This window comes from Enterobacter sp. CPE_E863 (assembly GCF_046521465.1).
GTDB lineage: Bacteria > Pseudomonadota > Gammaproteobacteria > Enterobacterales > Enterobacteriaceae > Enterobacter > Enterobacter adelaidei.
On record NZ_JBKFZX010000001.1, the window covers coordinates 3,620,646 to 3,640,706 of the forward strand.

General features: G+C 54.4%; 15 protein-coding genes. 4 read left to right on the forward strand and 11 right to left on the reverse strand.

What is annotated here, in order from left to right:
• Window positions 1-211: 211 nt before the first annotated feature.
• The 3 genes from mazG to rlmD all read right to left on the reverse strand — a co-directional run bounded on the left by mazG (window position 212) and on the right by rlmD (window position 4,652).
• Window positions 212-1,003 (reverse strand): nucleoside triphosphate pyrophosphohydrolase, encoded by a 792-nt coding sequence (gene mazG / locus ACLHV8_RS17815; protein ID WP_108091048.1) that lies wholly within the window; start codon window positions 1,001-1,003, stop codon window positions 212-214.
• Between the two features lie 67 nt (window positions 1,004-1,070).
• A complete protein-coding gene (relA, locus tag ACLHV8_RS17820; protein ID WP_028016881.1) occupies window positions 1,071-3,302 on the reverse strand; it encodes a GTP diphosphokinase in 2,232 nt (743 codons plus the stop codon).
• A 51-nt stretch (window positions 3,303-3,353) separates the two neighbouring features.
• A complete protein-coding gene (gene rlmD, locus ACLHV8_RS17825; protein ID WP_208594078.1) occupies window positions 3,354-4,652 on the reverse strand; it encodes a 23S rRNA (uracil(1939)-C(5))-methyltransferase RlmD in 1,299 nt (432 codons plus the stop codon).
• Between the two features lie 57 nt (window positions 4,653-4,709).
• Here rlmD and barA point away from each other — a divergent pair, with 57 nt between their 5' ends.
• On the forward strand, window positions 4,710-7,469 hold the full coding sequence (barA, locus tag ACLHV8_RS17830; protein WP_208594077.1) for a two-component sensor histidine kinase BarA: 2,760 nt from the start codon (window positions 4,710-4,712) through the stop codon (window positions 7,467-7,469).
• 43 nt (window positions 7,470-7,512) lie between these two features.
• Here the strand turns inward: barA and ACLHV8_RS17835 are convergent, their stop codons facing one another.
• The 8 genes from ACLHV8_RS17835 to syd form a co-directional block, all read right to left on the reverse strand.
• Complete coding sequence (locus ACLHV8_RS17835) at window positions 7,513-8,652, reverse strand: glycerate kinase (protein ID WP_208594076.1); 1,140 nt, start codon at window positions 8,650-8,652, stop codon at window positions 7,513-7,515.
• Between the two features lie 77 nt (window positions 8,653-8,729).
• On the reverse strand, window positions 8,730-10,067 hold the full coding sequence (gudD, locus tag ACLHV8_RS17840; protein ID WP_208594075.1) for a glucarate dehydratase: 1,338 nt from the start codon (window positions 10,065-10,067) through the stop codon (window positions 8,730-8,732).
• 15 nt (window positions 10,068-10,082) lie between these two features.
• Window positions 10,083-11,423 (reverse strand): enolase C-terminal domain-like protein, encoded by a 1,341-nt coding sequence (locus tag ACLHV8_RS17845; RefSeq protein ID WP_410377050.1) that lies wholly within the window; start codon window positions 11,421-11,423, stop codon window positions 10,083-10,085.
• A complete protein-coding gene (gudP, locus tag ACLHV8_RS17850; RefSeq protein WP_208594074.1) occupies window positions 11,423-12,778 on the reverse strand; it encodes a galactarate/glucarate/glycerate transporter GudP in 1,356 nt (451 codons plus the stop codon). Before gudP ends, ACLHV8_RS17845 begins: the two co-directional genes overlap by 1 nt.
• 295 nt (window positions 12,779-13,073) lie before the next feature.
• Window positions 13,074-13,523: a flavodoxin gene (locus ACLHV8_RS17855; protein WP_028016888.1), complete on the reverse strand. Its 450-nt coding sequence runs from the start codon at window positions 13,521-13,523 to the stop codon at window positions 13,074-13,076.
• Window positions 13,524-13,547: 24 nt separating this feature from the next.
• A complete protein-coding gene (gene truC / locus ACLHV8_RS17860; RefSeq protein WP_049005920.1) occupies window positions 13,548-14,324 on the reverse strand; it encodes a tRNA pseudouridine(65) synthase TruC in 777 nt (258 codons plus the stop codon).
• On the reverse strand, window positions 14,321-14,650 hold the full coding sequence (locus tag ACLHV8_RS17865) for a YqcC family protein (protein WP_028016890.1): 330 nt from the start codon (window positions 14,648-14,650) through the stop codon (window positions 14,321-14,323). The genes truC and ACLHV8_RS17865 overlap by 4 nt, the downstream gene beginning before the upstream one ends.
• 630 nt (window positions 14,651-15,280) lie before the next feature.
• Complete coding sequence (gene syd, locus ACLHV8_RS17870; protein ID WP_208594073.1) at window positions 15,281-15,826, reverse strand: SecY-interacting protein; 546 nt, start codon at window positions 15,824-15,826, stop codon at window positions 15,281-15,283.
• 69 nt (window positions 15,827-15,895) lie between these two features.
• Between syd and queF the strand changes: the two genes are divergently transcribed.
• From queF to ACLHV8_RS17885, 3 genes are all read left to right on the forward strand, one after another.
• Complete coding sequence (gene queF, locus ACLHV8_RS17875) at window positions 15,896-16,738, forward strand: NADPH-dependent 7-cyano-7-deazaguanine reductase QueF (RefSeq protein WP_028016892.1); 843 nt, start codon at window positions 15,896-15,898, stop codon at window positions 16,736-16,738.
• Window positions 16,739-16,854: 116 nt separating this feature from the next.
• On the forward strand, window positions 16,855-18,219 hold the full coding sequence (ppnN, locus tag ACLHV8_RS17880) for a nucleotide 5'-monophosphate nucleosidase PpnN (protein WP_208594072.1): 1,365 nt from the start codon (window positions 16,855-16,857) through the stop codon (window positions 18,217-18,219).
• Between the two features lie 514 nt (window positions 18,220-18,733).
• Window positions 18,734-20,023: an HAAAP family serine/threonine permease gene (locus ACLHV8_RS17885; RefSeq protein WP_028016894.1), complete on the forward strand. Its 1,290-nt coding sequence runs from the start codon at window positions 18,734-18,736 to the stop codon at window positions 20,021-20,023.
• The last annotated feature ends 38 nt before the right edge of the window (window positions 20,024-20,061 follow it).

Here is a 20,061-nt window from a genome sequence, read left to right on the forward strand (position 1 = left end):
AAGTTAGGGTGAAACGATGGAATAACCAGGACGGGAAAGTAGTATACCCGAACACGGCGAGCGCCACAAACTTTCATTCTCCGTCTCCATTCCAGGCCATGACAAACATAAGGAGTGAGAAAATAGCCCGTTTTGGGTAAATGTTTTTGACGCAAATCAAGCGCTTGTCATTTAAAAAATCACACAAATTGCGCTTGATCGCAAAAATCCGTTAGAGATCAGATTCCTGGCGTTTTACTTCCTGCCAGACTTCTTCCATCACATCGAGGTCTACCCCGGTCATTTCCAGGCCGCGCGAGGCCACAATTCGTTCGACTTCGCGAAAACGACGCTCGAACTTAATGTTGGCTTTTTGCAGCGCGGTTTCCGCTTTTACGCCCAGGTGGCGTGAAAGGTTGACAGTCGCAAACAGCAGATCGCCCATCTCCTCTTCCAGCTTTGCTTCATCCACCACTGCCTGCTGCGCTTCGTGCATCACTTCGTCTATCTCTTCATGCACTTTGTCCAGTACCGGGCCGAGGGACGTCCAGTCAAACCCGACTGCAGAGCAGCGTTTCTGAATTTTATGGGCACGCATCAGCGCAGGCAGACTCAGAGGAATATCGTCCAGCGCGGAGTGCTGAGATTTCTCTGCACGCTCGGCGCTTTTGATTTGTTCCCAGCGGACCAGCACTTCCGCGCTGTTCCCTGCAGTGGCATCACCAAAAATATGGGGGTGGCGGCGCTCAAGCTTGTCGCTGATGGCGGCACAGATGTCGTCAAAGTTAAAGCGCCCTTCTTCCTGCGCCATTTGTGCATAGAACACCACCTGGAACAGCAGATCGCCCAACTCGCCGCGCAGGTCGTCAAAATCTTCACGAGAGATGGCGTCCAGCACCTCATAGGTCTCTTCAAGTGTGTACGGGGCGATGGTGGCGAAAGTCTGCTCTTTGTCCCACGGACAGCCGTTTTCCGGGTCCCGAAGACGTTTCATGATGCCGAGCAGGCGGTCGATTTGAGTCATAGTGTTTTCCATTAAAAAAACAAGCCGGGTGGCGGCAAAGCCTTACCCGGCTTACAGAAGAGTGTGTTTAACCGCCGTGCAGACGACGCGCGTCAATCACATCCGGCACCTGGTTCAGTTTGCCCAGCACGCGGCCCAGCACCTGCAGGTTATAGATTTCGATGGTCATATCGATGGTGGCAAGCTGCTCGCGGGTATCGCTGCGGCTGGCGACGCCCAGCACGTTGACCTTCTCGTTGGCGAGAATGGTGGTAATGTCGCGCAGCAGCCCGCTGCGATCGTTGGCAGTAACGCGCACCACCAGCGAGTAACCCGCGGAATAGCTCTCGCCCCAGACCGCTTCCACGATGCGCTCAGGCGCATGCGATTGTAGCTCGGCAAGCTGGTCGCAGTCGGAGCGGTGAATCGAAATTCCGCGCCCCTGGGTGATAAAGCCGACGATATCGTCGCCCGGGATAGGCTGGCAGCAGCGCGCAATGTGGTGCATAAGATTGCCTACGCCTTCCACCACCACGCGACCATTGTCTTTGCTGCGCTGCTGCGGGGCATAGGTTTTCTGCTGCAACTGCTTCAGCGCGGCTGCATCCTGCTCTGCCGCACTCGGCTTATTGAACTGCGCCTGCAGGAAGTTCACCATCTGATTCAGACGGATATCGCCGCCGCCAATGGCCGCTAACAGCTCATCAAGCTCGTTAAAGTTGTAGCGCGGCAGCAGGAACTTCTCCGCCTCTTTCAGGCTGATGCCAATATGCTCCAGCTCATCATCAAGGATCTGACGACCCGCAAGGATGTTCTTGTCACGATCCTGTTTACGGAACCAGGCGTGAATTTTGGAACGCCCACGGCTGGTCGTCACGTAACCCAGGTTTGGATTCAGCCAGTCCCGGCTCGGGTTTGGCTGCTTCTGGGTGATAATTTCAATCTGGTCGCCCATCTGCAGCTGGTAGGTGAACGGTACAATGCGCCCGCCGATTTTCGCCCCGATACAGCGGTGCCCCACATCACTGTGGATATGGTAGGCAAAATCGAGCGGTGTAGAGCCCGCAGGCAGATCAACGACATCCCCTTTCGGGGTAAAGACATACACCCGGTCGTCAAAGACCTGGCTGCGCACCTCGTCAAGCATCTCGCCGGAGTCGGCCATCTCTTCCTGCCACGCAATCAGCTTACGCAGCCAGGCGATGCGATCTTCATGGCCGGAACGCGCCCCACCGGAGGTGCCTTCTTTATATTTCCAGTGCGCGGCAACGCCCAGTTCGGCGTCTTCGTGCATCTGTTTGGTGCGGATCTGAATTTCGACCGTTTTGCCGCCAGGGCCGAGCACAACGGTATGAATAGACTGGTAGCCGTTAGGTTTCGGGTTCGCGACGTAGTCATCGAACTCATCCGGCAGATGTCGGAAGTGAGTGTGCACTATCCCCAGCGCGGCATAGCAGTCCTGCAGACGCTCCGCCACGATACGTACTGCGCGCACGTCAAACAGCTCGTCAAAAGCGAGATGTTTCTTCTGCATTTTGCGCCAGATACTGTAGATGTGCTTTGGTCGACCGTAGACTTCGGCACGCACATTCTCTTCTTTCATTGACTGACGCAACCCGCTGACAAACTCCTCGATATAATGCTCGCGGTCGATACGGCGCTCATGCAGGAGTTTGGCAATGCGTTTATATTCCGCCGGGTGCAGGTAGCGGAAGCAGTAATCTTCCAGTTCCCATTTCAGTTGACCAATCCCTAAACGGTTTGCGAGCGGCGCATAGATGTTTGTACACTCTTTGGCAGCCAGCACGCGCTCGTCTTCCGGTGCATCCTTCACTTCACGCAGATGGGCAATACGCTCGGCAAGTTTGATGACCACACAGCGGAAATCATCCACCATGGCCAGCAGCATGCGGCGAACGTTATCGACCTGTTCTGAAGAGACAGAGTCAGTGTGCGCAGCCTTAAGCTGGCGGATGGCAGCCATATCGCGTACGCCGTGGATCAGCGCCACGACCGATTTTCCAACGCTTTCGCGCAGTACGTCTTCAGTGACGACGTCCGCATCGGCAAGCGGGAACAGAAGCGCGGCCTGCAGCGTTTCGATATCCATGTTCAGCATGGATAAGATTTCAACCATCTCCACGCCGCGCCATAAGAGAAGATCGGCATCCTGATGCCCCTGCGTGGTGCGCAAACAATAGGCCCAGGTTTCGGTTAAGCGTTCACACGACTGCTGGCTGGAAATTCCCAGACTTGCGATCCATTTTTGTGGGTCAAATTCCCCAGCTTTATTAAGATGTGCACTTCTTACCGCAACCATTGTCCTCTCCTTTAGGGACCAGGGCCTGTCGAAGTCGACAAGCCAAACAAATTAGATGTGCTCGAACAACACCATCGATTCCAGATGTCCAGTGTGCGGGAACATGTCCAGCATTGCCAGACGCCGAATCTGGTAACCCGCACTGATTAATGCCTCACTGTCACGGGCAAGCGTTGCCGGGTTACAGGAAACATAGACCACACGCTTCGGCGCGAGTTTAATAATATGTGCCATGACACCCGGTGCACCAGCACGAGCCGGGTCGAGTAAAATTTTATCAAAGCCCTGCTTCGCCCACGGCTGTTGGGTGACATCTTCCTCAAGATTTTGATGAAAGAAGGTCACATTTTGCAAGCCGTTCTGCTCTGCGTTCTCCTGCCCTTTAGCCACCAGCGCCTCAACACCTTCCACGCCGACGACGCTGGCGGCTTTTAGCGCCAACGGCAGCGTGAAGTTACCCATTCCGCAGAACAGATCGAGCACCCGATCGCTTTTCTGAACATCCAGCCACGCCAGCGCTTTCTCAACCATCTGCTGATTAACGCCATCATTTACCTGAATGAAATCCCGCGGGCTGAACGTTAAGCGTAGTCCGTTTGACGCATACCAGGGCGCGTCACCTGTAACCTGCTCAAGTATCTCGCTTTGTGGTGCCAGGAAAAGCGCCAGGTCGTGGGAATGCGAAAAGTGTTCCAGTTTTTCGCGATCTTTTTTCGACAACGGCGTGGTGTGGCGCAAAACCATCAGCGGGCCATTATTTGCCATGACCAGTTCGACATGCCCAAGGTGGCGAACCCCCTCCAGCCCGGAGAGACAAATGCGCACTTTTGGAAGCAATGCCTCAAGATGGGGCACCAAAACAGGGCAATGCTTCACATCAACGATATCGCTGGAGCCGGCTTTGCGAAACCCCATCTCCAGCCGCTCAGTTTTTGGTTGAAAGCTGAGACTCAGGCGCGCACGGCGGCGATAACCCCACGCCTCACCGGCAATAATCTCGCTTACGTCATGTTTAAGCAGACGCGCCAGGGCGCTGCTTTTGCTTTTTTGCTGTAATTCTGTGCTCGCATGCTGTTGCTGACAGCCTCCGCAGATACCAAAGTGCGGGCAACGCGGTTCCACACGCTGCGGGCTATCGTTGAGGCGACGCTTCACCTGTCCGCGGGCGTACTGGCGTTTATCTTCTGTCAGCGTAATTTCTGCTCGTTCTGTTGGCAGTAAACCTGTTATAAACAGAGTCTTACCATTGTGTCGTGCTACCCCCTGGCCAAAAGGATCCAGGTCCGTAGCTTCAACAGTGATGATTTGACGCGTCGTCACGCGTCGTTTTGCAGAGTAGAATTGCGCCATCGCCGAGATTTTTCTCACATAAACATAATTATCTTAATTGTCCCATAACGGAACGCCATGACCAACTACAGCCTGCGCGCGCGCATGATGATTTTGATCCTCGCCCCCACCGTTCTTATCGGTTTGCTGCTGAGTATCTTCTTTGTGGTGCACCGCTATAACGATTTGCAGCGCCAACTGGAAGATGCGGGCGCCAGCATCATCGAACCGCTGGCCGTGTCCAGTGAGTATGGGATGAACCTGCAAAACCGCGAGTCCATTGGTCAGTTAATCAGCGTGCTCCACCGCCGTCACTCGGACATTGTTCGCGCCATTTCCGTGTACGACGAACATAACCGTCTGTTTGTTACCTCGAATTTTCATCTCGATCCGGCGTCCCTGAAAATCCCTGACGGCACGCCGTTCCCGCGCCAGCTCACCGTACTTCGGCGCGGGGATATCATGATCCTGCGCACGCCGATCATTTCAGAAAGTTATTCCCCCGATGAGTCTGCGCAATCCGATGCCAAATCCAGCAACAATATGCTGGGATATGTTGCACTGGAGCTGGATCTCAAGTCGGTACGGCTACAGCAGTACAAAGAAATTTTCATCTCTGGCGTGATGATGTTGTTCTGCATCGGTATTGCACTGATCTTCGGCTGGCGTCTGATGCGAGACGTGACGGGCCCCATACGCAACATGGTCAATACGGTTGATCGCATTCGCCGGGGTCAGCTCGACAGCCGCGTTGAAGGGTTTATGCTGGGCGAGCTGGATATGCTGAAAAATGGCATCAACTCGATGGCGATGTCTCTGGCGGCGTATCACGAAGAGATGCAGCACAACGTTGACCAGGCCACGTCTGACCTGCGCGAAACGCTGGAACAGATGGAGATTCAGAACGTTGAGCTGGATCTGGCGAAAAAGCGTGCACAGGAAGCAGCACGTATTAAATCTGAATTCCTTGCCAATATGTCACACGAGCTGCGTACGCCGCTCAATGGCGTGATCGGCTTTACCCGCCTGACGCTGAAAAGCGAGCTTAACCCGACTCAGCGCGACCATCTGCACACTATCGAGCGCTCCGCTAATAACCTGTTAGCGATCATTAACGACGTGCTGGACTTCTCCAAGCTGGAAGCAGGCAAGCTTATTCTGGAAAGTATCCCGTTCCCGTTGCGGAGTACACTGGATGAAGTGGTCACGCTGCTCGCACACTCCTCGCACGATAAAGGGCTGGAGCTGACACTTAACATCAAGAACGATGTGCCGGATAACGTCATTGGCGACCCGCTACGTCTGCAGCAGGTTATTACTAACCTTGTCGGAAATGCCATTAAGTTCACCGAAAGCGGTAACATCGACATTCTGGTGGAAAAACGTTCTATCAGTAATAACAAGGTTCAGATTGAAGTGCAGATCCGCGATACCGGCATCGGTATCCCTGAGCGCGATCAGTCGCGGCTGTTCCAGGCGTTTCGTCAGGCAGACGCCAGTATCTCCCGCCGTCATGGCGGTACTGGTCTGGGGCTGGTGATCACGCAGAGACTGGTGAATGAGATGGGAGGAGATATCTCTTTCCACAGCCAGCCGAACCGGGGGTCAACCTTCTGGTTCCACATTAATCTGGACCTCAACCCGAACGTGCTGACCGATGGTCCGGTGACAGACTGCCTGAAAGGCAAGCGTCTGGCCTACGTCGAGCCTAACGCAGCGGCGGCGCAGTGTGCGCTCGATATTTTAAGCACCACGCCGCTGGAAGTGGTCTACAGCCCAACCTTCTCAGCCCTTGCCGTTGAACACTACGACATTCTGCTGATGGGGATCCCGGTCACTTTCACCGGCGAACTGACCATGCAACAGGAACGGCTGGCGAAAGCCGCGTCAATGACCGACTATCTGCTGCTGGCGCTACCCTGCCATGCCCAGCTCAATGCAGAAGAGTTGAAGAATGACGGGGCCGCCGCGTGTCTGCTAAAACCGCTCACCGCGACCCGACTGCTGCCAGCGTTGACGGAATATTGCCGTCTTAGCCAGAATGCCCTGCCTCCAATTGACAATGAGCAAAAATTGCCGATGAGCGTGATGGCCGTGGATGATAATCCGGCCAACCTGAAGCTCATTGGCGTATTGCTTGAAGACCAGGTTCAGCATGTTGAACTGTGTACCAGTGGCACGCAGGCGGTTGAACAGGCTAAACAGATGCAGTTCGATTTAATTCTGATGGATATTCAAATGCCGGGTATGGATGGCATTCGGGCCTGTGAGCTGATCCATCAGCTCCCGCATCAGCAGCAGACCCCGGTGATTGCGGTCACCGCGCATGCGATGGCCGGTCAGAAAGAGAAGCTATTGAGTGCCGGGATGAATGATTATCTGGCTAAACCTATCGACGAAGAGAAACTTCATAACCTGTTGTTACGCTATAAACCGGGGCATTCAGGCGGGACGTACACGCCATCTGCCGAGCCGGTTGAGATTAGCGTCAATCAGAACGCGACTTTTGACTGGCAGCTTGCGCTGCGTCAGGCAGCAGGAAAACCCGACTTAGCGCGCGAAATGCTGCAAATGCTGGTCGCGTTTCTACCGGAAATTCGCAATAAGGTTGAAGAGCAACTGGTGGGTGAAAACCCGGACGATCTGCTGGAAGCGATTCACAAGCTGCACGGCAGCTGTGGATACAGCGGCGTGCCGCGGCTGAAAAATCTCTGCCAGTTGCTGGAGCAGCAACTGCGTGCCGGTACGCCGGAATCTGAGCTTGAACCGGAATTCCTGGAGCTGCTGGATGAGATGGATAATGTGACGCGGGAAGCGATGAAAGTGCTGGGAAGCTGAGGTAAAAGCCGGGTGGCGGTTTCGCCTTTCCCGGCAATCACAGCTAAAATGCCTGCCCTATTTTCAGCGCCGCCGCGATATTCCTTGCGGCCGTCTGGACATTTTCACTGGCATTTTCCAGCGCGTCTTCCAGTGAGCAGATGGTGTAGATCACGCTAAACACCGCATCAATGCCGTGTTCGTGTACCACGCCAACATCCGCCGTCAAACTCCCCGCAATACCGATGACGGGTTTGTTAAAGCGTTTGGCCACTTTCGCCACACCTACCGGGACTTTGCCGTGGATCGTCTGACTGTCGATGCGTCCTTCACCCGTGATCACCAAATCCGCATCGGCTACCTGGTCGGCCAGGTGTAGCGCATCGGTCACGATCTCAATCCCCTGGCGCAACTGCGCACCGCAAAAGGCATACAGTGCTGCCCCCATACCGCCCGCTGCGCCGCCGCCGGCAAGGTTCAACACATCGATATCCAGATCCCGGGCAATGACCCGCGCATACTGAGCAAGCGCGTTGTCCAGGGTGACGATCATCTCGGGAGTGGCCCCCTTTTGCGGACCAAATACGGCTGACGCGCCATCCTTTCCGGTGAGCGGATTAGTGACATCACAGGCCACCTCAATCCGGCACTCAGCCAGGCGTTTATCCAGCCCGCTCAGGTCGATACGCGCGAGTTTTCCCAGCTCGCCCCCGCCCTGCCCAAGAGGCTGTTCACTCGCGTCGAGCAATTTAGCGCCCAGCGCCTGCACCATCCCTGCACCGCCGTCATTGGTTGCACTGCCGCCAATGCCAATAATGATATGCTTAACGCCCGCATCCAGCGCATGACGGATAAGCTCACCTGTTCCCCAGGAGGTGGTTCTCAGAGGATTACGCTGCGAAGGCGCAACCAGCTCCAGGCCGCTGGCCGCTGCCATTTCAATAAAGGCGCTCTGCTTATCACCGGACAAACCATAAAACCCGTCCACGTGCTCGCCCAGCGGGCCGGTCACCGGAACATGCATAATGCTTCCCTGCGTTGCCGCGATCATCGCCTCAACCGTCCCTTCGCCACCGTCCGCGACCGGCAGTTTGACGTAAACCGCCTCGGGGAAGATCTCGCGAAAACCACGCTCTATCGCTGTCGCAACCTCAAGCGCACTCAAACTTTCCTTATATGAGTCCGGTGCGATAACAATTTTCATAAGCCATCCTTACGCATCGTTGTTACGTTAAGCATACACCACGCAAATGACCAGCAATGGGAGCGTTCCCTGCACATTTATCGCACCATGCACGGACGTTTATTATCAAATGACCAGCCCGGGATGAGATACTGCATCGCCATCGCATCATCGCGCGCACCCAGGCCATGTTTCTGATACAGCTCGTGAGCTTTCATAACCTGATCCATATCCAGCTCAACACCTAACCCCGGTGTGGACGGCACCTGCACCATGCCCCCTTTGATCTCAAACGGCTCTTTGGTCAGGCGCTGATTGCCTTCCTGCCAGATCCAGTGCGTGTCAATCGCAGTGATCGTACCCGGTGCGGCAGCGGCAACGTGAGTGAACATTGCCAGCGACACATCGAAGTGGTTGTTGGAATGCGAGCCCCAGGTCAGGCCAAACTCATGACACATCTGCGCCACGCGCACTGAACCCTGCATCGTCCAGAAGTGCGGGTCAGCCAGCGGAATATCGACAGATTGCAGAGAAAGCGTATGCCCCATCTGGCGCCAGTCGGTTGCTATCATGTTTGTTGCCGTTGGCAAACCTGTTGCACGGCGGAATTCCGCCATCACTTCGCGGCCGGAGAAACCTTGTTCAGCCCCGCAAGGATCTTCCGCATAGGCCAGCACGCCTTTCAGCTGTTTACCGATTCCGATCGCTTCATCAAGAGACCAGGCCCCATTCGGATCGAGCGTTACGCGCGCTTGCGGGAAACGTTTCGCCAGCGCAGAGATGGCTTCCGCCTCTTCTTCGCCCGCCAGCACGCCCCCCTTCAGTTTGAAATCGTTGAAGCCGTATTTCTCATAAGCGGCTTCCGCCAGACGCACCACCGCATCCGGAGTCATCGCCTCATCGTGGCGAAGTCGGTACCAGTCGCATTGTTCATCTGGCTGACTCTGATACGGCAGAGGCGTCAGTTTGCGGTCGCCGACAAAGAACAGATAGCCCAGCATTTCCACTTCGCTGCGCTGCTGGCCATCGCCTAACAGTGACGCGACGTTAACGCCCAGGTGCTGGCCTAACAAGTCCAGCATTGCCGCTTCGATACCGGTCACCACATGGATAGTGGTACGCAGATCGAACGTTTGCAGCCCACGTCCAGCCGCATCGCGGTCAGCGAAAGTACTGCGCACGGTGTTCAGCACATTTTTGTACTCGCCCAGCGTTTTACCGACGACTAATGGAATGGCATCTTCCAGCGTAGTACGGATCTTCTCCCCACCTGGAATTTCGCCTACACCGGTATGACCGGAGTTGTCTTTGATAATCACGATATTGCGGGTAAAGAATGGCGCATGCGCACCACTCAGGTTCATCAGCATGCTGTCATGGCCCGCAACCGGAATGATCTGCATGGTAGTGACTACGGGGGTAGAAAAAGTGCTCATCGTTCAATCCTTTTATCAGTGACGTCCGAAAACAGGGCGCTTACGGTCAAATGTCCAACCGGGGATAAGGTACTGCATCGGTCCTGCGTCGTTACGCGCACCACCAGGCAGTTTTTTATACGCCTCATGGGCTTTATGAACCTGATCCCAGTCAAGCTCTACACCCAGCCCAGGCGCATCCGGCACAGCAATTTTGCCGTTTTTGATCTCAAGCGGATTTTTGGTCAGGCGAGCTTCACCCTCCTGCCAAATCCAGTGGGTGTCGATAGCGGTGGGGTTACCCGGTACCGCCGCGCCAACGTGGGTAAACATCGCCAGCGAAATATCAAAGTGGTTGTTGGAGTGGCAGCCCCAGGTTAGCCCCCAGTCATCGCACAGCTGTGCGACACGTACTGCACCTGAAAGCGTCCAGAAATGCGGGTCAGCCAGCGGAATATCGACAGCGTTCAGCATCACAGCGTGACCCATTTCGCGCCAGTTGGTCGCGATCATGTTGGTGGCGACTGGCAACCCGGTGGCGCGACGGAACTCGGCCATGACTTCACGACCCGAGAACCCCTGTTCGGCGCCGCAGGGATCTTCCGCATAGGTCAGGACATTCCCCAGCCCTTTACACAAGCTGATCGCTTCATCCAGCAGCCATGCTCCGTTCGGATCAACCGTTATACGCGCCTCCGGGAAGCGTTTTTTCAGCGCCCGGGCCGTTTCAATCTCCTGCTCACCTGGCAGTACGCCGCCTTTAAGCTTGAAATCTTTAAAACCGTAACGATCCTGCGCCGCCTCAGCCAGCCGGACAACGCTTTCACCGGAGAGCGCTTCCTGATGACGCAGGTGATACCACTCGTGGCTGCCCGGCGAGTGAGCCAGATAAGGCAGATCGGTTTTGTTGCGATCGCCAACATAAAACAGATAGCCGAGCACCGTCACCTCATCGCGCTGCTTGCCGGGCCCCAGTAATTCGCAGACCGGGACATGCAAGGTCTTGCCCAGTAAATCAAGCAGGGCGGCTTCCAGAGCGGCGACAGCATTGACGCGCAGTTCAAACGTCCACGCCCCTTTTCCGAAGGTATCAAAGTCTGCCGACTGATTTCCCTTATGTACCTGCTGGACCACCTTATTCAGCCGGGCGATCTCCTGACCCACCACCCGAGGTATGGCATCGACCAGCGTCTGATAAATCACCTCTCCGCCAGGCGCTTCGCCCACGCCGGTATTCCCTGCACTGTCTGTCAGCACAACGATATTACGGGTAAACCAGGCGTTATGTGCGCCGCCAATATTCAGCAGCATACTGTCCTGCCCGGCCACCGGGATGACCTTCATCTCAGTGACGATTGGGCTTGATTGCGTTGTCATCATCCACGCTCCGCAACAGGTTTAAGTTCGACGCGTTTGATATCCCCCACCAGCACCAGGTAACTCAGCACCGCCACCAGCGCATGCACACCCACGTAGATCAGCGCACCGTTGAAAGAGCCCGTCGTGCCGACGATGTAGCCGATAGCGATGGGGGTGACAATCCCGGAGATGTTGCCGAACATGTTGAACAGACCGCCGCTCAGACCACTGATCTCTTTTGGCGCAGTATCTGCCATCACCGCCCAGCCCAGCGCACCGATCCCTTTACCGAAGAAAGCCATCGCCATGAAGCCGATAATCATCCACTCGGTATTTACGTAGTTACAGAACACCATGGTCATGGAGAGCAGCATGCCGAGCACAATCGGCGTTTTTCGCGCGATGTTCAGGGAACCGGTGCGGCGCATCAGCCAGTCGGAAATCACCCCGCCGAGCACCCCCCCAACGAAGCCGCAGATTGCCGGAACAGAGGCGACAAACCCCGCTTTCAGAATCGACATACCACGCGCCTGCACCAGATAAACCGGGAACCAGGTGATAAAGAAGTAAGTTAAGGCGTTGATGCAATACTGGCCAAGATAGATCCCGATCATCATCCGCGAGCCGACAAGCTGTTTGATCTGTGCCCATTTCTGACTGAACGGGACTTTTGCTTTTTCGGATTTTTGATCCATGTTGATCAGCGCTCCGCCTTCGGCAATGTACTCCAGCTCTTTCTTGTTCACGCCGGGATGCTGGTTAGGTTCGTGGATCACTTTCAGCCAGATGAAGCTGATGACGATCCCAAGCCCGCCCATGAAGAAGAATACGTGCGACCAGCCCACCTCATGCGTCAGCCAGCCCATGATGGGCGCGAAGATCACCGTTGCGAAGTACTGTGCGGAGTTGAAGATCGCTACCGCCGTTCCCCTCTCCTGCGCCGGGAACCATGCCGCCACAATGCGGCTGTTGCCCGGGAAGGAAGGCGCTTCCGCTAAGCCTACCAGGAAGCGCAGCGTGAAGAGCGCCACGATAATGCCGAAGCCGCTGAAGATATCGACGAACCCCTGCAGCAGGGTGAACATCGACCAGATAAAGATGGACCAGAAATAGACGCGTTTAGATCCAAAACGGTCCAGCAGCCAGCCGCCAGGAATTTGCCCGATAACGTAGGCCCATGAGAATGCAGAGAAAACGTAACCCATGCCCACCGGATCAAGGCCGATGTCTTTTGCCATTTCCGAGCCGGCAATCGACAGCGTGGCGCGGTCACCATAGTTAAAGGACGTGACGATAAACAGCATCACCACTATCCAGTAGCGGGCATTGGTGCGCTTCTCAGCGCTGCTCGCTGCGTGGCTTAATGTACTCATTGTTGCACTCCTGAAACATAGCTTTCGCCTGGTTCATTCTGTACAGCACCGGTAGGGTAATCAGAATGAGATTTGTGTTTTGTCGTTTTGGTACGGCCTGACGCCGTTTTATAGTGACCGGAAAAGTATATGAAGGAGTGACACCGTCTCTCACCGTGCAAAAACACAGTATTAAAGGGGGTGTGAGAGGTTGTTTATGGCATTAGCCCAGGGGAGTTGAAGGTGGTTCACGGAATTGGCGTTTGGTGCGGGATGTACAGCCGGGTGGCGTCTACGCCTTACCCGGCATACAGAACTATTTAAGGAGCGTCGCCCAGTGTTCAACCCATGGGTTCGACTCGCTTTCAGGCTCAGGGTGTTCGCCCGCATCAATCAGCAGCATCTCGCCGACGCGTTGGGCGCTTTGTTCCTGCAGGAGAGCATCGAACTGCTTACCGCCGCCGCAGAAGTTGGCGTAAGAGCTATCGCCCAGCGCAATGATGCCGTAGTGAACGTCCGGTTGATAGCCGAGCTGGTCTTTAATTCCCTGGAAAAGCGGCACGATGCTGTCCGGGAGATCGCCTTGTCCAGTGGTGGAGGTCACCACCAGAATGTATTTATCTTGATACTTTTTCCAGTCTGCCAGTTCCGGGTCTTCATAGACCGTGGCTTTGTGGCCCTGGCTGGCGAGTATTGCCTCAGCCTCTTCCGCTACCAGCAGCGAGTTGCCGTACATTGTGCCGACAAAAATGCCTACTTCAGCCATGATATTTTCCCATATTGAATGCGTTTACTGTTCATCCTGAACGTTGCCCGATACAAACTCAACCCTTTCATTTTCGGGGAGTTGTCCCAGCCAGCCAAACTGTGACAGCGCCTGCATCCAGACGTCGTCCAGCCCCGCGCGTATAGTTAGCGGTTCGCCGGTAAACGGGTGCGTCAGGCTCAGCTCGCTGGCGTGCAACATCAGACGATGGCAACCAAAGTGTTCGGCCGCGCTGCGGTTCTGGCGCAGATCGCCGTGTTTGCTGTCGCCAATAATCGGGTGGCGCAGGTGCGCAAGATGGCGTCGCAGCTGGTGCTTACGCCCGGTTTTAGGCAGAAGCTCAACCAGGCTGTAGCGTGTGGTCGGAAATTTGCTGGTTGCCACCGGCATTTCGGTAGTCGCCATGCCACGATAATCCGTCACCGCAGGTTGCGGGCCTTTGTCATCACGGGCAAATTTATCGGCAATTTTGTCCAGCTCCTCCACCAGCGGATAGTCCAGCGTGGCACTTTCCGTCAGCCAGCCACGGACAATCGCGTGGTAGCGTTTCTGGATCTGGTGCTGTTCGAACTGCTGCGCCAGCAGGCGGCCTGCCTCGCTGGACAACCCCATCAGCAGAACGCCGGAGGTCGGCCTGTCGAGACGATGGGCAGTGAAAACATGCTGGCCAATCTGGTCGCGCACGGTTTGCATTACCACGACTTTCTCGTCGCGATCCAGCCAGCTTCGGTGCACCAGCCAGCCGGACGGTTTATTCACCGCCACCAGCCACTCATCCTGATAGAGGATCTCAAGCGTCATGCATCTTCACCGGCAAACAGGGCATCCAGCTTTTCCAGTTCGACCAGCATCACGTCGCGCGCTGGATGCGTCGCCTCAAGCGCCATTTCATAATAGGGAGAAACAGCAAAGGCCTGTGGCAGCGGATGACCGCCTTCCAGCAGTGCGTGCATACGCGGAATTAATACCCACTGGAGCCACTCGAACGGTGCCAGCGTATCCAGGCAGAATGGCTGTGTGCTTGCGAACGCTTCTGGCTGCGGTGCAGTCTCCTGCCACAGCTGATGTTGGCGCAAAAGGGCTTCGATGGCGTGCAACCGGGCACGAACGCGATCGTGTTGCGTCATAGTAACCTCAACTGAAAAAATGAACGGCGCGCAGCATAGCATTGCGGAAGACAGAAATAAAAAAAGGGAGCACTGTAAAAACAGTGCTCCCGGTTCGTTTCGCAGCATTCCAGCTACAATTCGTGCTCCCTGCTCATCCGTGACAACTTTTCCTGATGCCCGAAGGCCTGGTCATCCGTAAACCGATGCATCCTGCACATATCGTCCTGATATGTTTGTTTCATCCTGAAACATCCTGGCCTTCCTGACCCACCGCTCATCCTGACCGGCTCTCATTCTCCTTCCTGGAGGTGTCCCTTACGCATCCTGCGTTATCCTTTTGCTTCATCCTGAAGCCTTCCTGCAGCGCCATCCTGACGTGTCCTGAGTAAGAAACGCCATCATCCTGATGTTCGTTTCTCGTGTCGGCGTCCTGTCGACGGAGATAGAATCCGCTATTCCGCTTCGTCTTACAACCCACCCAGTCAGTTGTGTAAGCCTTAAGAAATCGCTAAAAGTCATGCAATGAACAAGTAATCCATTGAAAAACAGAGTAATATTAATCTTAATTAAATAAGGTAATACTGAATGTTCCAGCGATCTCTCACAAACCTTGTAAGAGATCTCTCACACGCGCTGTAGCATCAAGTATTACAGCAGTGGCTCAATTCGGGTAAGGAAATCCGCAAGAGAGGGGGCGAGGATTTCGCGATTGCGGGTACCGATTGTCTCTTTAACCACTTCACCAGACAGGTTACAGACGGATATTACATCCAGTTCGCTATCCAGCGTGGCAATAAAGAGTGTCGGAGAAAGCTTAAGGCGCTTTTGCGTGACCAGATGCCCAATCAGGTTTTCCTGAACACGCTGCAGATCGTCTTCACTCCACGTCTGCAACAGGGTCAACGTAATATCAGCAAAGCGTGCAGGCATATCCCCTGCAAATTGCGTGGTATAAAACGCATGAACGGCAGGTTGTATCACAATATCCATTGCCCGTTCAACCGCATTTACATTTTGCTCACTGGTGTTGGGCTTTGGCTGCCAGATCACGTAATCATCCTGAGAAGAGATAATGCACGGTGACGGCACGCCATATAAATCAGTACTTTGTGGCCATGTGTCATGCTTTTCATGCCATGCATCGCAATAACGGGTCGTGAAGGTAGTGAGGGCATTTGCAGTTTCGATGTCCACCGATTTCTCTCTTCTTGTAAGACAGGATAAACTCAGGCCATAAGTGTACCTGTAAAGTGGCTATGAAACATGTCTTACGAAAATCATCAGGCGTTAACCGGCTTAACGCTGGGTAAATCGACCGATTACCGCGACACCTACGATGCAAGCCTGCTGCAGGGTGTGCCGCGCAGCCTGAATCGCGATCCTCTGGGTTTACACGCGGATGCACTGCCGTTTGTCGGCGGAGATATCTGGACGCTGTACGAACTCTCGTGGCTTAACGCTCGCGGTTTGCCGCAGGTGGCGGTGGGCCATGTTGAGCTGGATTACGCCAGCGTTAATCTCGTTGAGTCCAAAAGTTTTAAGCTCTATCTCAACAGTTTTAACCAGACAAAATTCAATAGCTGGGACGACGTTCAGCACACCCTGGAACGTGATTTAAGTGCCTGCGCTCAGGGCAACGTAAGCGTTTCATTGTATCGTCTGGATGAACTCGAAGGGCAGCCCATTGCCCACTTCAACGGTACATGCATCGACGATCAGGATATCGAGGTGAACAGCTACGAATTCAGCACTGATTACCTTGAAAACGCGGCGAGCGGGAAGGTGGTCGAAGAGACGCTGGTCAGCCATTTGCTGAAGTCCAACTGCCTGATTACCCATCAGCCGGACTGGGGTTCCGTGCAGATCCAGTATCGTGGCCCGAAAATTGACCGGGAAAAACTGCTGCGCTATCTGGTGTCGTTCCGTCATCACAATGAATTCCACGAGCAGTGCGTGGAGCGCATCTTTAATGACATTCAGCGTTTCTGCCATCCTGAGACGCTGAGCGTTTACGCGCGCTATACCCGACGTGGTGGGCTGGATATTAACCCGTGGCGCACCAATACCAATTTTGTGCCTGCGACTGGCCGTCTGGTGCGTCAGTAACATAAATATTTTCATAATATGCGGGCGGTATTCCGCCCGAAGTGTTGTGAAATCTCATAAGCCAGGGCTATTGTAATCAACAGGGAAAGACGATAATCGTCCCGTAAGGAGCTCACTTGATTACACATATTAGCCCGCTTGGCTCAATGGATATGTTGTCGCAGCTGGAAGTGGACATGCTTAAACGCACGGCCAGCAGCGATCTTTATCAACTGTTTCGTAACTGTTCACTTGCCGTACTGAACTCCGGAAGCCTGACAGATAACAGTAAAGAACTGCTGTCCCGCTTCGAAAGCTTTGATATCAACGTGCTGCGCCGCGAGCGTGGCGTGAAACTGGAAGTGATCAACCCGCCGGAAGACGCCTTCGTCGACGGGCGCATTATTCGCTCACTTCAGGCCAACCTGTTTGCCGTGCTGCGTGACATCCTGTTTGTTAACGGGCAGATCCACAACGCGGGCCGTTTCCAGCATCTCGATCTGGAAAGCTCTGTCCATATCACCAACCTGGTATTCTCGATTTTGCGAAACGCTCGTGCCCTGCACGTCGGCGAAGCACCGAACATGGTCGTTTGCTGGGGCGGCCACTCCATTAACGAAACCGAATATCTCTATGCCCGTCGGGTGGGAACGCAACTCGGCCTGCGTGAACTGAATATCTGTACGGGCTGTGGCCCAGGGGCAATGGAAGCGCCAATGAAAGGTGCCGCGGTTGGGCATGCGCAGCAGCGTTACAAAGAGGGGCGGTTTATCGGTATGACCGAACCGTCAATCATCGCTGCTGAGCCACCTAACCCGCTGGTTAATGAGCTGATTATCATGCCGGATATCGAGAAACGTCTTGAGGCGTTTGTCCGTATCGCCCACGGCATAATCATCTTCCCGGGCGGCGTGGGGACAGCGGAAGAGTTGCTTTATCTGCTGGGCATTCTGATGAACCCGGCCAATAAAGATCAGGTTCTGCCGTTGATCCTGACCGGACCAAAAGAGAGCGCCGACTACTTCCGCGTGCTGGACGAGTTCATCGAGCATACGCTGGGGGAATCCGCGCGTCGTCACTATCGCATCATCATTGATGATGCAGCAGAAGTGGCGCGTCAGATGAAAAAAGCGATGCCGCTGGTGAAAGAGAATCGTCGTGATACCGGTGATGCCTACAGCTTTAACTGGTCAATCCGCATTGCGCCGGACCTGCAGATCCCATTCGAACCTACGCACGAGAATATGGCGAACCTGAAACTCTACCCGGATCAGCCGGTGGAAGTTCTGGCCGCCGACCTGCGTCGTGCCTTCTCCGGGATTGTGGCGGGGAACGTGAAAGAGATGGGCATCCGCGCCATTGAACAATATGGTCCGTACAAAATACACGGTGACCGCGAGATGATGCGTCGCATGGACGACATGCTGCAGGGCTTTGTCGCTCAGCACCGCATGAAGCTGCCAGGCTCAGCCTACATTCCTTGCTACGAGATCTGCACTTAACGCTTAGCGTCTTCTCTTTAAAGCCGGGTCGCAGTACAACGCGTCCCGGCTTTTTTATTACCGAAGCAATTCATAGAGATCGCTTATGTCTTTTACAAATCACGCGAGGACGCAAACGATTACCTCGATTTTACAACCGCAAGTTATCAGCCTTAATCCAAATTACCTGCCAGAAAATACTAAAAACCCGTTTCTTTACAGCTAAAGACACCTATATCACGGGCCTGACTTTCAGCTCACATGTCGTTAGTGGTAGCCTTCGCGCCCGTAAATTCTCTTTGATGTTTTTTTAACAGATAAATGGTCTAAAGATGCCCACATCATAAGTGGATTATTGCATTTGAGATCGCGATCACTGATAGATTCATAACGAGAATGTATCTTTCCGCCCGCCAATAGTTACGGGTGAAAATTATTAAAAAACCGTCACTGAACGAATTTCATATTACCGTCAGGCACTTTTTCATCGGATTTGACTTAAAACCTGACAATTTGCTTCCTCCAGGAGATACAGATGGAAACCACTCAAACCAGCACCGTTGCTTCGATTGAATCCCGAAGTGGTTGGCGCAAAACGGATACCATGTGGATGCTTGGCCTTTACGGCACGGCAATCGGCGCTGGTGTACTGTTCCTTCCTATCAACGCAGGCGTCGGCGGTCTGATCCCGCTGATCATCATGGCCATCATTGCTTTCCCGATGACCTTCTTCGCACACCGCGGTCTGACCCGCTTCGTGCTGTCCGGTAAAAACCCGGGCGAAGACATCACTGAAGTGGTTGAAGAGCACTTCGGTATCGGCGCAGGTAAACTGATTACCCTGCTCTACTTCTTCGCGATTTACCCAATCCTGCTGGTTTACAGCGTGGCAATCACCAACACCGTTGAAAGCTTCATGACGCACCAGCTGCACATGACGCCGCCTCCGCGTGCAATTCTGTCTCTGATTCTGATCGTAGGCATGATGACTATCGTGCGCTTCGGTGAGCAGATGATTGTTAAAGCAATGAGCGTACTGGTCTTCCCGTTCGTGATTGCTCTGATGGTACTGGCTTGCTACCTGATCCCACAGTGGAACGGTGCAGCACTGGAAACCCTGTCCCTGAGCAGCGCATCTGCAACCGGTAACGGCCTGCTGATGACCCTGTGGCTGGCGATTCCGGTAATGGTCTTCTCCTTCAACCACTCCCCAATCATCTCCTCCTTCGCAGTGGCGAAGCGTGAAGAGTACGGCAACGGTGCAGAGAAGAAATGCTCCAGCATCCTGGCACGTGCACACATCATGATGGTACTGACCGTGATGTTCTTCGTGTTCAGCTGCGTACTGAGCCTCTCCCCGGCGGATCTGGCAGCAGCGAAAGAGCAGAACATCTCTATTCTGTCTTACCTGGCGAACCACTTTAACGCACCAGTCATTGCGTGGATGGCACCTATCATCGCGATTATCGCCATCACCAAATCCTTCCTCGGTCACTACCTGGGCGCGCGTGAAGGCTTCAACGGTATGGTGATCAAATCTCTGCGCGGTAAAGGCAAGAGCATTGAAATCAGCAAGCTGAACAAAATCACCGCTCTGTTCATGCTGATCACCACCTGGGCAGTTGCGACTCTGAACCCAAGCATCCTGGGCATGATTGAAACTCTGGGTGGCCCGGTTATCGCGATGATTCTGTTCCTGATGCCGATGTACGCGATTCAGAAAGTGCCTGCGATGCGTAAATACAGCGGCCACATCAGCAACGTCTTCGTTGTTGTGATGGGTCTGATTGCCATCTCCGCTATTTTCTTCTCACTGTTCAGCTAATACCTCCTGCGCCGTCCTCGGGCGGCGCATTCTTCCTC

Bases quoted from the DNA above. Each gene is read 5' to 3' on its own strand.
- truC (WP_049005920.1), bottom strand. From the start codon at position 14,324: ATGACGCTTGAGATCCTCTATCAGGATGAGTGGCTGGTGGCGGTGAAT.
- gudD (WP_208594075.1), bottom strand. From the start codon at position 10,067: ATGAGCACTTTTTCTACCCCCGTAGTCACTACCATGCAGATCATTCCG.
- barA (WP_208594077.1), top strand. From the start codon at position 4,710: ATGACCAACTACAGCCTGCGCGCGCGCATGATGATTTTGATCCTCGCC.
- ACLHV8_RS17855 (WP_028016888.1), bottom strand. From the start codon at position 13,523: ATGGCTGAAGTAGGCATTTTTGTCGGCACAATGTACGGCAACTCGCTG.
- mazG (WP_108091048.1), bottom strand. From the start codon at position 1,003: ATGACTCAAATCGACCGCCTGCTCGGCATCATGAAACGTCTTCGGGAC.
- queF (WP_028016892.1), top strand. From the start codon at position 15,896: ATGTCTTACGAAAATCATCAGGCGTTAACCGGCTTAACGCTGGGTAAA.
- ACLHV8_RS17885 (WP_028016894.1), top strand. From the start codon at position 18,734: ATGGAAACCACTCAAACCAGCACCGTTGCTTCGATTGAATCCCGAAGT.
- relA (WP_028016881.1), bottom strand. From the start codon at position 3,302: ATGGTTGCGGTAAGAAGTGCACATCTTAATAAAGCTGGGGAATTTGAC.
- ACLHV8_RS17845 (WP_410377050.1), bottom strand. From the start codon at position 11,423: ATGACAACGCAATCAAGCCCAATCGTCACTGAGATGAAGGTCATCCCG.
- rlmD (WP_208594078.1), bottom strand. From the start codon at position 4,652: ATGGCGCAATTCTACTCTGCAAAACGACGCGTGACGACGCGTCAAATC.
- gudP (WP_208594074.1), bottom strand. From the start codon at position 12,778: ATGAGTACATTAAGCCACGCAGCGAGCAGCGCTGAGAAGCGCACCAAT.
- ACLHV8_RS17835 (WP_208594076.1), bottom strand. From the start codon at position 8,652: ATGAAAATTGTTATCGCACCGGACTCATATAAGGAAAGTTTGAGTGCG.
- ACLHV8_RS17865 (WP_028016890.1), bottom strand. From the start codon at position 14,650: ATGACGCAACACGATCGCGTTCGTGCCCGGTTGCACGCCATCGAAGCC.